11 protein-coding genes are annotated in these 14,986 nt (G+C 34.8%); 10 read left to right on the top strand and 1 reads right to left on the bottom strand.

The annotated features are described in order from the left end of the window. Positions 1-317 precede the first annotated feature (317 nt). From licT to QQZ16_RS17060, 5 genes are all read left to right on the top strand, one after another. Positions 318-1,154: a BglG family transcription antiterminator LicT gene (gene licT / locus QQZ16_RS17080; protein WP_048718034.1), complete on the top strand. Its 837-nt coding sequence runs from the start codon at positions 318-320 to the stop codon at positions 1,152-1,154. A gap of 135 nt (positions 1,155-1,289) precedes the next feature. Further along, positions 1,290-3,167 carry a beta-glucoside-specific PTS transporter subunit IIABC gene (locus tag QQZ16_RS17075; protein WP_048718036.1) on the top strand — a complete coding sequence of 626 codons (1,878 nt, stop codon included), beginning with the start codon at positions 1,290-1,292 and terminating at the stop codon, positions 3,165-3,167. 14 nt (positions 3,168-3,181) lie between these two features. Beyond that, on the top strand, positions 3,182-4,612 hold the full coding sequence (locus QQZ16_RS17070; RefSeq protein ID WP_048718037.1) for a 6-phospho-beta-glucosidase: 1,431 nt from the start codon (positions 3,182-3,184) through the stop codon (positions 4,610-4,612). Between the two features lie 863 nt (positions 4,613-5,475). Beyond that, a complete protein-coding gene (locus QQZ16_RS17065) occupies positions 5,476-6,672 on the top strand; it encodes a pyridoxal phosphate-dependent aminotransferase (protein WP_031537954.1) in 1,197 nt (398 codons plus the stop codon). A gap of 83 nt (positions 6,673-6,755) precedes the next feature. Beyond that, the gene (locus tag QQZ16_RS17060) at positions 6,756-7,715 is read left to right on the top strand and encodes a phosphoglycerate dehydrogenase (RefSeq protein ID WP_048718039.1); all 960 of its coding nucleotides are present in this window, start codon (positions 6,756-6,758) and stop codon (positions 7,713-7,715) included. Positions 7,716-7,872: 157 nt separating this feature from the next. On the opposite strand, the gene QQZ16_RS17055 is transcribed toward QQZ16_RS17060, so the two are convergent. Further along, positions 7,873-8,817 (bottom strand): LysR family transcriptional regulator, encoded by a 945-nt coding sequence (locus tag QQZ16_RS17055; protein WP_031537952.1) that lies wholly within the window; start codon positions 8,815-8,817, stop codon positions 7,873-7,875. A gap of 188 nt (positions 8,818-9,005) precedes the next feature. Here QQZ16_RS17055 and QQZ16_RS17050 point away from each other — a divergent pair, with 188 nt between their 5' ends. The 5 genes from QQZ16_RS17050 to QQZ16_RS17030 are packed head-to-tail and all read left to right on the top strand — an operon-like array spanning position 9,006 to position 14,981. Further along, a complete protein-coding gene (locus QQZ16_RS17050) occupies positions 9,006-10,433 on the top strand; it encodes an amidase (RefSeq protein WP_031537951.1) in 1,428 nt (475 codons plus the stop codon). A 23-nt stretch (positions 10,434-10,456) separates the two neighbouring features. Beyond that, entirely contained in the window at positions 10,457-11,446 is a 990-nt protein-coding gene (locus tag QQZ16_RS17045; protein WP_031537950.1) for an ABC transporter ATP-binding protein, read from the top strand. A 28-nt stretch (positions 11,447-11,474) separates the two neighbouring features. Continuing rightward, positions 11,475-13,079 carry an ABC transporter substrate-binding protein gene (locus QQZ16_RS17040; protein ID WP_051640963.1) on the top strand — a complete coding sequence of 535 codons (1,605 nt, stop codon included), beginning with the start codon at positions 11,475-11,477 and terminating at the stop codon, positions 13,077-13,079. A gap of 42 nt (positions 13,080-13,121) precedes the next feature. Then, positions 13,122-14,066 carry an ABC transporter permease gene (locus QQZ16_RS17035; protein ID WP_031537948.1) on the top strand — a complete coding sequence of 315 codons (945 nt, stop codon included), beginning with the start codon at positions 13,122-13,124 and terminating at the stop codon, positions 14,064-14,066. A 12-nt stretch (positions 14,067-14,078) separates the two neighbouring features. Then, positions 14,079-14,981: an ABC transporter permease gene (locus tag QQZ16_RS17030; RefSeq protein WP_031537947.1), complete on the top strand. Its 903-nt coding sequence runs from the start codon at positions 14,079-14,081 to the stop codon at positions 14,979-14,981. Positions 14,982-14,986: the final 5 nt, after the last annotated feature.

Below are 14,986 nucleotides of genomic sequence, written 5' to 3'. Positions count from 1 at the left end.
TGCCATACTTAAATCAAGCGATTGGAAAACCCATTCACTTTGCCTTACAGGGATTAAAAGGTTTTTAAAAAAAGAAAAAAACGAAATTTTGATGAAAGAAAATGTTTAGAAAGCGGATACAAAATTAGAAGTTTTACTTTATAAAAAGGGAGCTAAAAAAAACTCCCACAAAAACTTGACTCAATCTTCAGGAAATATCAAATTGACAGTGGAATTTACCTATGCTAGACTGATTTTAAAGGATTGTTACCGCTTTATTGTGGGCTATACCTATTTTTTGTTGTAGATGAAGAAAATAAAAGAATAGGGACTATCTTATGAATGTATTAAAAGTGATTAATAATAATATTGTATTGTCGAGGAATCAGGATAATCAAGAGCTTGTCGTGATGGGTAAAGGGCTAGGCTTTAAGAAAAAGGTTGGCGACGTTATTGATGAATCCAAGATTGAGAATATGTATCTCAGTTCAAAAGAGTGGAGTGTCAATAAATTAACCCAAATGCTTTCGTCCATTCCGATGGAACATATTCAGGTAGCTAATGAAATTATTAGCTTTGCAAAGGTTTCACTAGGAAAAAAACTAAGTGAAAATGTCTTCTTAACATTAACCGATCATATCAGTTATGCGATAGAGCGCTATCAGAATGGAATGGAAATCAAGAATGCCCTTCTTTGGGAGATTAAACGATTTTATAATCATGAGTTCTTGATTGGAAAAGAAGCGTTATCTATTGTTAAAAACAGACTTGGTGTGGATTTGCCAGAGAATGAAGCCGGGTTTATTGCTTTGCATATCGTAAATGCGGAGCTTGATATGGGAGAAGTAAGCCGAGTATCTGAAATAGCAAAAGTTATCCAAAATATCCTTAATATTGTGAAGTACCATTTCAAAATTGACTTAGACGAATATTCCCTAAATTATGAACGGTTTATCACCCACTTGAAGTTTTTCTTTCAACGAATGTTTAGTGGTGTTAAATTGGATGATGCAGGAACATCGAGTTTTATTTTCATGCTGAAGGAAAAGTATACGAATGAATACGCGTGTGCTTTGAAAATTAGGGAGTATATTAAGAAAGAATTTGGAAGAGATTTAGAAGAAGATGAGTTAATCTATCTGACGATTCATATAAAAAGAATAACCAGTGATTAGGATTGTTACTGATAATGCAGGCTATACCTAAATGAAACCTCTACTTGTAGGGAGGGTTCATTTAGGTATTTTTTTATTCTTTTTAATCTACGGCAAATATTTTTAAGGTTTATATAAGAATGGAGGAAAAACGAGATGAACTATCAAGAGTTGGCCAAATTAATCATTGATAAAGTTGGCGGCGAGGGAAATGTGAAAAGTTTGACGCATTGTGCTACACGATTACGTTTTAATTTAAAGGACGATCAAAAAACAAATGAAAAAAGCTTAAAAACAACTCCGGGAGTAATGGGAGTGGTGAATAAAGGTGGACAATATCAAGTCATTATTGGAAGTGATGTTGGGAATGTTTATAAAGAAATTATTAACCAGACCAATATTTCTAATGACGGGGATAAAGGAACAGAAGAAGATAAGCGTTCTGTTTTCGCAAAGGTAATTGATACAATTACAGGAATTTTCACTCCTATTCTTCCTGCCATTACAGCAGCAGGGATGTTAAAAGCTGTTCTATCTCTATTGGTAGTATTTAATCTTTTAACAACGGAAAGTCAAAGTTATCAAATAATAAATTTTATGGCGGATGCTGCCTTCTACTTCTTACCCATTTTGCTAGCGGCTTCTTCAGCGCAAAAATTTAAGGCTAATATGTATTTAGCCATGATGGTTGGAGGAATTTTACTACATCCTAATTTTATTGCGATGGTTACATTAGCAAAGGAGACTGGAGAAGCAATTAAACTGATCGGAATACCGATTTCGGCAGTATCTTATTCTTCTTCTGTTATCCCGATTATTCTTTCTGTATGGTTTATGTCCTACATTGAACCTATTGCCGACAAAGTGTCACCTAAAGCAATTAAGTTCTTTAGTAAACCATTGATTACAATTTTTATAGTAGGAACTGTTAGTTTAGCAGTATTAGGACCGATTGGCTATTTAATTAGTGATGCTATATCAAATGGTATAACTGCATTAGAATCTGTGAGTCCATGGATCGTTCCATTATTAGTAGGAACATTTAGTCCATTGCTTGTAGCTACAGGTACGCATTATGGTCTTGTTCCAATTGGAATAAATAATCGTATGACAACAGGCTATGATACAGTGATATATCCAGGAATGCTTGCTTCCAATGTCAGTCAAGGTGCTGCCGCAATTGGAGTTGGTATCAAATCAAAGGATAGTACGATTAAACAATTGGCGTTTTCTTCTGGATTAACTGGTCTGTTTGGTATTACTGAACCTGCTCTTTACGGAATCAACTTACGATTTAAGACACCTCTATATGCAGCAATGATTGGTGGTGCAACTGGTGGTCTATTTATGGGTATTTTTAGAGTGCGTAACTTCTCTGGTGGTTCGCCAGGTCTTTTAACATTACCTAGTTATATTGGGGATAACACGTTAAGCTTCTTCTATTATGCATGTATTGGAGCAGTTATTAGTATTGTGGTAACATTTATAGCAACATTAATTTTATATAAAGATCCGGTTGCGGAAGAAGCATCTGAATCAAATGAATTGGAAACAACACCAAATGCAACATTAAATATTAGTGGAGCAACAATTGTAGCGCCATTACAAGGAACATTACACAGCTTAAAGCAAGTAGATGATGGAATGTTTTCCGAAGAAATTTTGGGACAAGGTATAGCAATTGAACCATCAGAAGGTACGGTTCTTTCTCCTGTTAATGGGACAGTAAGCGCATTGTTTGATTCAAAACATGCAATTGGTATTACAAGTGAAGATGGTATCGAATTATTAATTCATGTAGGGATTGATACGGTGCAGCTGAATGGTGAAGGCTATGAGTATTTTGTTCAAAAAGGACAAAACATTCAAATAGGTGACAAATTGATTCAGTTTGATTTAGAAGGTATTAAAGCTAAAGGATATAAGACAATTACCCCTGTAGTCATTACAAACTCAGCAGAAGTAGGCGATATTCTAACTGCAAATGATGGCCCAATTAAATTAGGGGAAGAAATCATAAAAGTAATGAAGTAGTAGGAGGAGACAAAATGGGATTTAGAAAAGATTTTTTATGGGGCGGTGCTACAGCTGCCAATCAATGTGAAGGTGGATTTGCTGAAGGTGGAAGAGGGCTAGCGAATGTGGACGTAATTCCGACAGGTCCAGATCGCAGAAGTATAATAACTGGTAAAAAGAAAATGTTTGCTTTTGAGGAAGGCTATTTTTATCCTGCCAAAGAGGCAATTGATATGTATCATCATTATAAGGAAGATATTGCTTTATTTGGTGAAATGGGCTTTAAGACATATCGGTTATCGATTGCTTGGAGCCGTATATTTCCAAAAGGTGATGAATCGGAGCCGAATGAAGAAGGTCTCAGATTTTATGAAGATCTATTTAAAGAATGTCATAAATATGGAATAGAACCGTTAGTGACCATCACTCACTTTGATTGTCCTATGCATCTAATTGAGGAGTATGGCGGCTGGCGAAATCGTAAGTTGATACATTTTTATAAACGTTTATGTAGTGTATTGTTTACTCGTTATAAAGGATTGGTTAAATATTGGCTGACTTTCAATGAAATTAATATGATTCTCCATGCACCATTTCTTGGAGCAGGGCTTTGTTTTGAAGAAGGTGAAAACGAAGAGCAAGTTAAATATCAGGCTGCTCATCATGAACTTGTAGCTAGCGCCGAAGCTACAAAAATTGCACATGAAATAGATCCTGAGAATAAAGTCGGTTGTATGCTAGCAGCAGCTTCTTACTATCCCTATAGTTGCCGACCAGAAGATGTATGGGAAGCAAAGCAAAAGGATAGAGGAAATTACTTTTTCATTGATGTCCAATCCAAAGGTGCTTATCCTGCCTATGCGTTAAAAGAACTAGCTAGGAAGGGAATTGAGGTGGAAATGACTTCTGAGGATTTGGAAGTTTTGAAAAAACACACTGTTGATTTTATTTCTTTCTCTTATTATGCATCACGTGTAGCAGCAGCTGAAGATTCTGATGTGGAAAAGACGGCAGGTAACTTGTTCCCGACGATAAAGAATCCATATCTTCAAGCGAGTCAATGGGGATGGCAAATAGATCCTTTAGGTCTGCGTATTACAATGAATGATCTATATGATCGTTATCAAAAACCACTGTTCATTGTAGAGAATGGGCTTGGCGCAGTTGACGTGCCAGATGAATCAGGATATGTGGAAGATGATTATCGGATTGATTATTTAGCTTCCCATATTCAGGCAATGAAGGATGCTGTGGACGAAGATGGCGTCGATCTTCTTGGATATACAAGCTGGGGATGTATTGACCTAGTTTCTGCTGGAACAGGCGAAATGAAGAAACGCTATGGCTTTATATATGTGGACCGTGACAATGAAGGGAATGGCACCCTAAAAAGATCGAAGAAAAAGTCTTTTCATTGGTATAAGAAAGTAATTGCATCGAATGGGGAAGATTTGTCGAATTAATAATATAAGATAGGTAAGGAAATTTAATTACCATTTGTATCCTATTGGTAAATTATTTTAAGTTTTTGTATAGTAATATCTCTATGTAGAAGGGTGTACCAAACTGGTACACCCTTCTTATCGATTCTACTATTTAACTTTAAATAAGGATTAAAAATAATAGATTAATAATTTATACATATAGGAAATAGGTACAGAAGAAGGATCAATCTAAGAGGAATTTTTATTAGACATTCCTGTTATAGATTCCATATTATGATAAATAAATTAAAAAGCTTATGCCTATTTGTTGCCATTACGGAATTCACCTCAACTAGAATTGTTTTGTATCCTTATTAAAATATCCAAACATCATCAAAAAATACTTAATATTTTTTTCCCACTTGTCAAGAATTCATAACATGTAGAAAAGAAAGCGAATAGGTGATTACTAAATGGGGAGATATTCCGAAAAGATACGAGATTAATTGCTGTTAATTTTATAAATAGTAATAGAGAATAACATTTCAAGCTTCAATATAAATAAATGAATTTGGTTGAGTATTGTAGTTGGAATTTTAAAAAAATTAAAAAAATAACATTTACAAGCAGTAAATAGAGGGTTATTATAACCCATATAAAGTTATGGTTTGTATAAAAAACAACAAGAATTAAAGACCTTCTAAATTAACATCTTGGATAAAACAGATAACAGAATATATTAGGTAATCGTTACGAATTGGTCAGAACCTGTATCTTTCCAGTTAATATGAAAAGGAATGTAACCAATAGTGAGGCTCATCAATAGAGTAATAGTTTTTAGACTATCTGTTTAAAACCATCAAATCAATAGCTAAATTTAAAACCGTATGGAGGAACTTATCATGTCTGTAGCTAACCGTTTAACCAATATTCCTTTTTCAAGTATTAGAGAAATTTTTGATGAAGCAAATGCGATGCAAAAAAGTGGGATAAATATTACACATATGGAAATAGGAAGACCAGATTTTGATACCCCAATACATATTAAAGAAGCTGCAAATGCCGCATTGCAAGAGGGATTTGTTCATTATACAGCAAATAACGGTATTCAAGAATTAAGAGAAGCAATTGCAGTCAAGCTAAAAAGGGAAAATAAGATACATGTTGATCCTAATAAAGAAATAGTTGTTTCAGTTGGGTGTAAAGAAGCCATTGTCAGCATGATTCTTGCATTTATTAATCCTGGTGATGAAGTGTTGATCCCTGATCCTGCCTGGCTTGAATATCAATATATCGTCGAGCTTGCTGGAGGGGTATCCGTGTCGATTCCTTTACGGGAAGAGGAGGACTTTATACTTAATCCAGAGGATGTAAGAGCTAGGATAACAAGTAAAACGAAAATGATTCTTTTAAATTCTCCTCATAATCCAACAGGGGCAGTATTGCCAGAGGCTTATTTAAAAGAATTGGCTGACATTGCGATTAATCATAATCTATTAGTCTTATCCGATGAAATCTATGAAAAATTAATTTATGAAGATGCAGAACATATAAGCATTGCTACATTTCCAGGTATGTTTGAGCGGACAATTACGATAAACGGCTTTTCCAAGGCATATGCGATGGATGGCTGGAGATTAGGCTATGCAGCTGGTCCTGAAAAGCTGATGAAACCAATTATGAAAGTGCATCAATATAATACTTCTAGCGCTACTTCGTTTGCACAATATGGCGCGGTTGCTGCCTATTTGGGGACTCAGGAACCTGTTTTTAAAATGGTTCAAGAGTTTGATAAACGACGTCAATTATTAGTTAAAAGGTTACAGGAATTAGATTATGTTAGTTGTGTTGTTCCTAAAGGAGCCTTTTATGTTTTCCCTTCTTTCAAGGGGATTGGCATGACGTCAAAGGAATTGGCGACCTTTCTTTTAAGAGAAGCACAGATTGCTTGTGTTCCTGGATCTGCGTTTGGAAACTATGGAGAGGGTTATCTCCGCATGGCCTATTCAACGGAGTATAAGCAAATCGATGAGGCAATGGATCGACTAGGAGAAGCGCTGGAAAAATTAACAGTAAAAGGCAGTTATGTAGATCATTAGATTTCGAAATGTGAAATTCAAATCATAAATTCAATCGCAATAACTACTAGGAGATACTATATGTTTATCTGGAGGTCAAAAACTTGAAGCTTTTAATCATGTTAAGAGATGCTTTCTATGAAGCAAATCCTAAATTTATAGAAGATGCAAAGCAATTAGGTGAAGTGAAAATATTATATACCGATCATGGAATTGGGAAAGAGGAATTGAAAAAGGAAGTTAAAGATATAGATATTATTATTGTTGCAGTAGTGAAGATTGATAGCGAAGTAATAGAAGCGGCCCCGAATTTAAAATACATTATAAAATATGGAGCAGGCTATGACAATATTGATGTCGATTATGCCTATGAAAAAGGAATATTAGTAACAAATGCTCCTGGTGTAAATGCCCAATCAGCCGCTGATCTTGCGTTCGGTTTGATGTTATCAGCTGCAAGAAATATTCCTAAAAAAGATCAAGAGATAAAATCAGGACACTGGGAATTGTCAATGGGCAATGAAATTTATCAGAAGAAGCTAGGTATCATAGGCTTTGGGTCCATTGCGAAGGCAATCGCAAAACGTGCAATCGGGTTTGATATGGAAACAATAGTATACACGAATTATCCAGATCAAACGGTAGCTGACCCATTAAATATGACATTTGTAGATAAAGAAGAATTGTTTAAAACGGCTGACTATCTTATTATTGCCACTTCTTTAAACGATAAAAATAGGCATTTGATTAATAGTGAAACATTAAGTTTAATGAAAGCAACTGCTTACATCATCAATATATCTCGTGGTCCATTAGTGAACGAAATAGATTTAGTCAAGGCGCTAGAGGAGAAAAAAATTAAAGGTGCAGCATTAGACGTATTTGAGGTAGAGCCACCTATTAATGATTTACCGGGAAGAAAGGAGATTGTTGCGACCCCGCATATTGGAGGAGCCACCTTTGAATCTATAAAAAGAGTAGGTGACTTATCTATTTCGAATATAAAGAAATTTGTTCGTAAGGAAGAGCTTGAATTTGTTGTGGTTCCGAAGCAAAAAACGTAACTTTCTTTTATATGATTTTAAATCAGCCCCTCCATCTTAAGACGGAGGGCTATTTGTTATTTTTTTATAGAGTTTTATAAGCAAAGACGTAATGCAATTATGTTTGTGGTAGCTGCAAATCTTTCTCTAATGTTGTTAGAGAACAAAGCAATAACTATTATGATATATACATATTCTTCTGTCTATCCCTAGAGGATTTGATATATTCGGCTAATCTTTCTATTGGTAAATTAGTACTTCTATTTTTAGCATAAACAATATGTATATATCTTGGTGGTGAATATTTTCCTAGATTGGTAATTTTGAAAGGAAGCATGTCATAAGAATCTGTTTTGTTGAAATTTCTTAATTGAACAAAATCTAAGATGAAGGATAAAGGGAGAAAACTATAACCTAGACCACTTGAAATCATGCTGATAAGTGCATAGGTATCATTTACTTCTTGAATATTTTCAGGAATTTCACCTAACATATTTAGTAGGATTTCATTTGCATCGTGTCTGAGTGGTAAAGATTTATTAAAAAGAATAAAAGGTTTATTTACTAATTTTTTTTTATCTAATGGATTTGAATCACTTTTGGGACCAATTAAGACAATATCATCCTTATAAATAGGAATAAATTCAAGCTCTTCTTGTGGCTTACAATAACAAACAATTCCAAAATGTAATTCGCCAAATAAGACTAGATCCAATACTAAATCTGTTAATTCTGAAGTGATATTGCATTTTAGGTTTGGGTCAAATTCATTAATACTAGATAATATATCAGGCAAAAGGGAAGTAGCAAGTGGTCTCGTTATACCTATTTTTAGATTTTTATTTAAATTCGTAGAATGAAAAAAATCACCGTCTTGATCGAGTATATTTCCTGAATCAAACTCCCGAACCATCTTGAGAGCTTTCACTAAAAAGGAGGTTCCAGGTATGGTAAGCTCCACTCCTTTTTTACTTCTCTCAACTAGTTGGACCCCTACCTCAGTTTCTAATTTTTTTAATTTTGAAGTTAAAGCAGGCTGGGTGATATGAAGCATATGAGATGCTTTTGTAATGCTTTTTTCTCTAACAATAGTTATAAAAGAATCTAGCGAATTTAAATCCAATCCATTTCACCTCTCATTAATATTAAATTGTATTTTTGTATATTTATGCATACTTATCATATAACTTATCAGAAAATTTAGTATTTTTCAATATTGTTATCCATAGTTTTTTTCTATTACCACTATTACCATAAAATTTATTATAGTAATTACAAGAAACAGAATATTCTAAAAACGGAGGGAATGTAATGAAAGAAAATCTAATGAAAAAAACAATTCAGGAGTTAGCCCCTTTAATTAGGAATAAGGAGGTATCGCCAGTTGAGTTAGTCAATCAATGCATCAAGAGAATTGAGATAACAGAGCCTAATATTAATGCTTTTATTACCGTTTTAGAGGATAGTGCAAAAGAAAAAGCCAAAATTGCAGAAAAGGAAATATTAAAAGGAAATTATAAAGGAGTACTGCATGGTATACCATATTCAGCCAAAGATTTGTATACAACCAAAGGAGTTAAAACAACAGCTGGCTCTAAAATCCTTTCAAATTATGTACCAGATTTTGATGCGACCTCTGTATCAAAATTGAATAACGCAGGAGCTATCTTGGTAGGTAAAAATAATTTACATGAGTTTGCTTACGGAGGAACGAATGAAAATGAACATTTTGGGCCAACTGGTAACCCGTGGAATCCGGCCATGATTCCTGGTGGATCTAGTGGTGGGTCAGGAGCAACTGTAGCAGCATCAAGCTCTATTTTCTCATTAGGTACAGATACAGGTGGTTCCATTAGGATACCAGCAGCGTTATGTGGAGTAGTTGGAATCAAAGCAACGTATGGGAGAGTAAGTAGGAATGGAGTATTACCGTTAAGTTCGTCTCTCGATCATGCAGGTCCTTTGGCAAAAACAACATGGGATACTGCTGCAGTTCTTTCTGTAATGGCTGGTTATGATTCAAAGGATGCTAGTTCATCAAAAAAAGAAGTTCCAAATTACTTTGAAGCATTTACAGAAGATAACCTTTCCTTAGAAGGTGTAACAATTGGAATTTGCGAAGAATATTATTTTGAAAATTTAGATCCAGAAGTAGATAAGAATGTTCGTGAATCCATAGCATTATTTAAAAAAATGGGGGCAACCATTGTAGAAGTAGAACTTCCGTTTTTATCTGAGTCAGTTCAACTTCAAAGTATCCTTACTACAGCTGAAGCATATAGTTATCATTCTAGTTTCTTAAAGGAACGATATGAAGAATATGGTACAAATATACGTACTAGATTAGAAATGGGACAATACACTCCAGCGTGGGCTTACATACAGGCACAAAGATTAAGACAAAAAACGAAAGAGAATTGGAATGAAGTATATAAAACTATTGATTTACTACTCGCACCAACTACTGCTATTCCAGCATTTCCAATTAATTGTGAAACGATTACTTTTGGAAACAAAGAAATAAATCCAAGAGATTTAGGAGTACTTGCTAGAACTTCTCCAAGTAACTTTAATGGTTTCCCATCAATCTCTGTTCCGTGTGGTTTTACAGAATCAGGATTACCAATCGGATTACAATTACAAGGTCGACCATTTGAAGAGTTATTGGTGTTCAGAGCAGCCAATTCATTTGAGAAAGCATATGAAGTTGCTAAATCTGATAGAGGAGTAGTCGTTTAAAAATTGGAAGGAGCGATTTTATAATGGAAAAGGTGTTAGAAATGGAGCAGTTAGTTACTAATTTTGCTACCAAGGAGGGTCTAGTACCTGCCGTTAGAGGAGTCAACCTCTCTGTTGAGAGAGGGAAGACTCTGGTAATACTTGGTGAATCTGGTTCCGGTAAAAGTGTAACATTGCGTTCCATCTTACGCTTAACTCCTCCTGGAGCAGTTATAGAAGGTTCCATTAAATATCAGGGGGAGGATTTGTTAAAAAAGACTAGAAAAGACATTCAATCTATAAGAGGAAATAGAATAGCAATGATCTTTCAAGATTCTCTGTCAGCGTTTGATCCGCTTTACAAAGTAGGAAAGCAAATAGAAGAAACTATTCTATCTCACCAAAAAATAAAGCGAAGTGAAGCGAAAGCACAAGTTATAGAGCTTTTCCGAAAAGTAGGAATTCCTTCTCCAGAACAACGAGTAAAAGCATATCCACATGAAATGAGTGGAGGTATGAGACAACGTGCTGTTATTTCGATGGCTCTATCTTGTCAGCCAGAAATATTACTAGCAGATGAGCCAACTACTGCTTTGGATGTAACGATTCAAGCACAAATCCTTAACCTTTTTAAACAAATACAAGCTGAATATGGGATGTCAATTGTATTAGTAACACATGATATCGGTGTAGCTGCAGAGATGGCTGATGATATAGCAGTTATGTATGCTGGCAAAATCGTAGAGTATGGAAAAGCGAAACAAGTGATTTCTAGACCCAACCATCCGTACACGAAAGGATTAATTGCAGCAACTCCTAGGCAAGGTCAGAAAGGTACACTAACAGCTATTCATGGAAAGCCACCATTAATAACAAATATGCCTAAGGGATGTGCTTTTGCTGATAGATGCCCTAATGTAATGGATTCCTGTAGAACATTAAATCCAAACTTGAAAAAATTGCCGAATGATAGTGAAGTCGCTTGTTTATTATATGAAAATACTGGGTTACCGAAAGAAATCGTACATGTTTAACTGATTCAAACAATAAAGGGGAAATCATATGAGGCCTAATAATACTAAATCATACTTTAGATGTATCTTACTGGTAATGATTGCAGTAGTAATTTTAACAGCATGTAATGGGAATAAATCAACAAGTTCTAATGAAACTCAAAGCTTAGTAATTGCAATGTCTGCTTCTAATATACCAAGCCCTGATACTACACCTACGGAAGGGTATGAAGGTTATCGTTTTGTTGGTCACCAACTATATGATGGTTTAGTAGGTTGGGATTTAACACAAGGTGAACAACCAGCAGACATAACTGCAGGATTAGCAGAGTCATGGGAAACATCTGAAGAGGATCCTACTATTTGGACTTTTCATTTACGTGAGAATGTAACATTCCATGATGGAAGCCCGTTTAATGCTGATTCTGTTGTGTTTGCCTTTGATAGAATAAGTAATCCAGATTCAGAGTTTTATAATGCAAGTGTTGCTGGTGGAGTTTTATCTTATTTAAAGTATGTAGAAAGTTACGAAAAAATTGATGATTATACTTTTCAAATTAAAACAACGGAACCCTACAGTTTTTTACCCTATGATTTAACGTTTATTTTAATTCCTAGCACGGAAGCAGTAAAAGAATATGGGGAAGATTATGTAAGTCACCCATCTGGGACTGGTCCATTTAAATTCGTAAGCATGAGTCAAGGGGAAGAGTTGGTGATGGAAAAAAATGAATCCTATTGGGGTGAGATACCGAAAGTAGATCAAGTTATCTTAAAGCCGATGCCAGATGCTTCTTCTAGATTAGCAGGATTACAATCAGGCCAAGTAAACTGGGCAGAAATACCTCCAACAGAATCTATAGACCAATTAAAGTCATCGGGATTCCAAGTATTATTAAATGACTATCCACACATTTGGCCATATTTGTTAAATCTGAAAGAAGAACCATGGAATGATGTAAGGGTGAGACAAGCAGCAAATTATGCTATTGACCGCGATGCTTTAGCGAACTCTTTATTAAATGGTGTTGCTAAACCTGCTACCCAAGTTTTATACGAGGGGCATCCTTGGTATAACGAAGAAGCTACACAATATACTTATGATCCAGAAAAAGCAAAAGAACTGCTAAAAGAAGCAGGATATCCTAATGGTTTTGATACAACTTTTGTTGTACCAACTAGTGGTTCTGGTAATATGTGGCCATTAGAAATGAATGAATTTGTTCAAAAAAATCTTAAAGAAGTAGGAATTAATGTGGAAATTGAAGCGATTGAGTGGCAGACATTAATTACAGAGTATCGTGCTGGATTTCCAGATGATAGAGAAGTAGGGGCTTATAATATTTCCTTAGCACCAATTGCTCCTTGGGTATTTGACCGCTATTTTGCAACAAGTTCATTTATACCAAATGGATCAAATATTATGGAATATTCGAATGAAGAATTAGATGAAGTTATTCAGAAAGCTCGTGAAACCTTTGATACAGTTGAAAGGGATCAATACTTAAAAGAAGCTGGAAAGATAGTCGCTGATGATGCACCTTGGATATTTGTTGTACATGATCTAAATTTAAGAGTGTTATCAGAAAATGTAAAAGGATTTGTGCAACCACAATCATGGTTTGCAGATTTAAAAACTATTTCTATTGAATAACTGAAGATACATTTATAAAGATAATAAAAAGAAGGTGAATAGATGGCTGGTTTTATTCTGAAAAGATGCTTGCTCATGATTCCTACTTTATTAGGTGTTACTGTTATTGTATTTCTAATGCTACAAATAGTTCCAGGAGATCCTGTAAACTCGTTGCTTTCACCTGATGCAACTGAAGAGGACCGTCAGAGAATTGAACAAGAACTAGGGTTAGATAAGTCTTTGGTCGTTCAGTATTTTAGTTGGATAGGTAATACCCTACAAGGAGATTTCGGGAGGTCTATTATTAAACAGTTAGCGGTTAATGATTTATTATTTGATGCATTGGGAAATACCTTTATATTAGCCTTTGGAGCAGCAGTTTTTGCTTTCAGTTTGAGTTTGATAATTGGAGTTTATAGTGCTTATCATCCTAAATCATGGATAGCTTCTCTCGGTAATATTATTGGTCTTACAGGTGTAAGTATTCCAAACTTTTGGGCAGCACTTATTTTAATAGGAATTTTTTCTGTTATGTTGGGTTGGCTCCCTTCAGCAGGAATGAAAGGTATTGGAGGGGGAGGCATAAGTGATACAATTACTCATTTAATACTACCTGCCATAGCAGTAGGAATGACTACTTTAGGAGTAATGACAAGAATGATTAGAAGTTCAGTAGTAGATCTCTTGCAAAAGGATTTTATCATTACTTTACAAGCAAAAGGAGCAGGTTCTTTTATTATCTTAATGCATGTATTGAAAAATTGTACGCCAACGATTTTAACTGTAGCAGGATTACAAGTAGGGTATTTGATAGGTGGGTCTGTATTGGTTGAAACAGTATTTTCCTGGCCAGGAGTAGGACAGTTAATCTATCAAGGGATAAGTCAAAGGGATTTTCCTATTATTCAGGCAGGAGTACTAGTAATAAGTATTTTATTTGTATTAATCAATCTTATCGTTGATATTTTACATGCTGTTGTTGATCCAAGAATACGCCAAGCATAAGGAGGGAGAAAAATGATAACAGAAAATACTGAACGTATTAATACTGCTACAACAATTTTAACGAGAAAAGAAAAAGAGGATTCTACAACAAAAAAAGTAATAAGGGTTTTTTGTAAGAATCGTATTGCTTTTGTTTCATTTATAGTTTTACTGATTATAATTTTTTCCTGCCTTTTAGCTCCATTAATAGCACAATATGATCCTCTTGAAGGAGAGATTACGGATAGATTGCTAGTGATAGGTTCAGAAGGTCATATTTTAGGAACAGATGAACAAGGAAGAGATATGTTAACGAGAATCCTATATGGAGGAAGGCTTAGTTTGCTAGCTGGTATTGTTCCTGTACTAATTGCTGGTTTCATTGGTAGTTTTCTCGGTATTGTAGCAGGATACTTTGGGGGCGTTTTAAATACCATCATTATGCGAACACTCGATATATTTTATGCTTTTCCGGCTATATTGCTAGCAATTGGTATTTCTGCTGCACTAGGACAAGGAATAAATAATATAATTATTGCTATTTCTATCGTTTTTATTCCCCCAGTAGCTAGAATAGCAGAATCAGCAGTAAAGGGGGTGAGGGAAGAAGAATTTATAGAAGCTGCAAAATCAAGTGGAGCAAGAAATTTCTCCATAATCCGTTATCACATCATTATGAATGTATTCAGTAGATTATTTGTGTATTGTACAACACAGATTAGTATAAGTCTTGTTCTTGCGTCCGGTCTAAGTTTCTTAGGTTTGGGTGTATCTCCACCAAATCCTGAATGGGGAATTATGTTAAATAATTTGAAACAACAAATATTTATTAATCCCCTACTAACTATCATCCCAGGGTTATTTATTTTTATTACGGCCCTAGCAATTAATTTAGTGTCAGATGGATTGAGGGATGCATTAGAAATCAAAGAATAATAGAG

Origin of the sequence: Bacillus sp. T2.9-1 (genome assembly GCF_950097965.1) — a bacterium.
Lineage (GTDB): Bacteria > Bacillota > Bacilli > Bacillales > Cytobacillaceae > Niallia > Niallia hominis.
The sequence above is the reverse complement of the archived record's forward strand: the minus strand, read 5'-3'. Positions and strand labels throughout refer to the sequence as shown.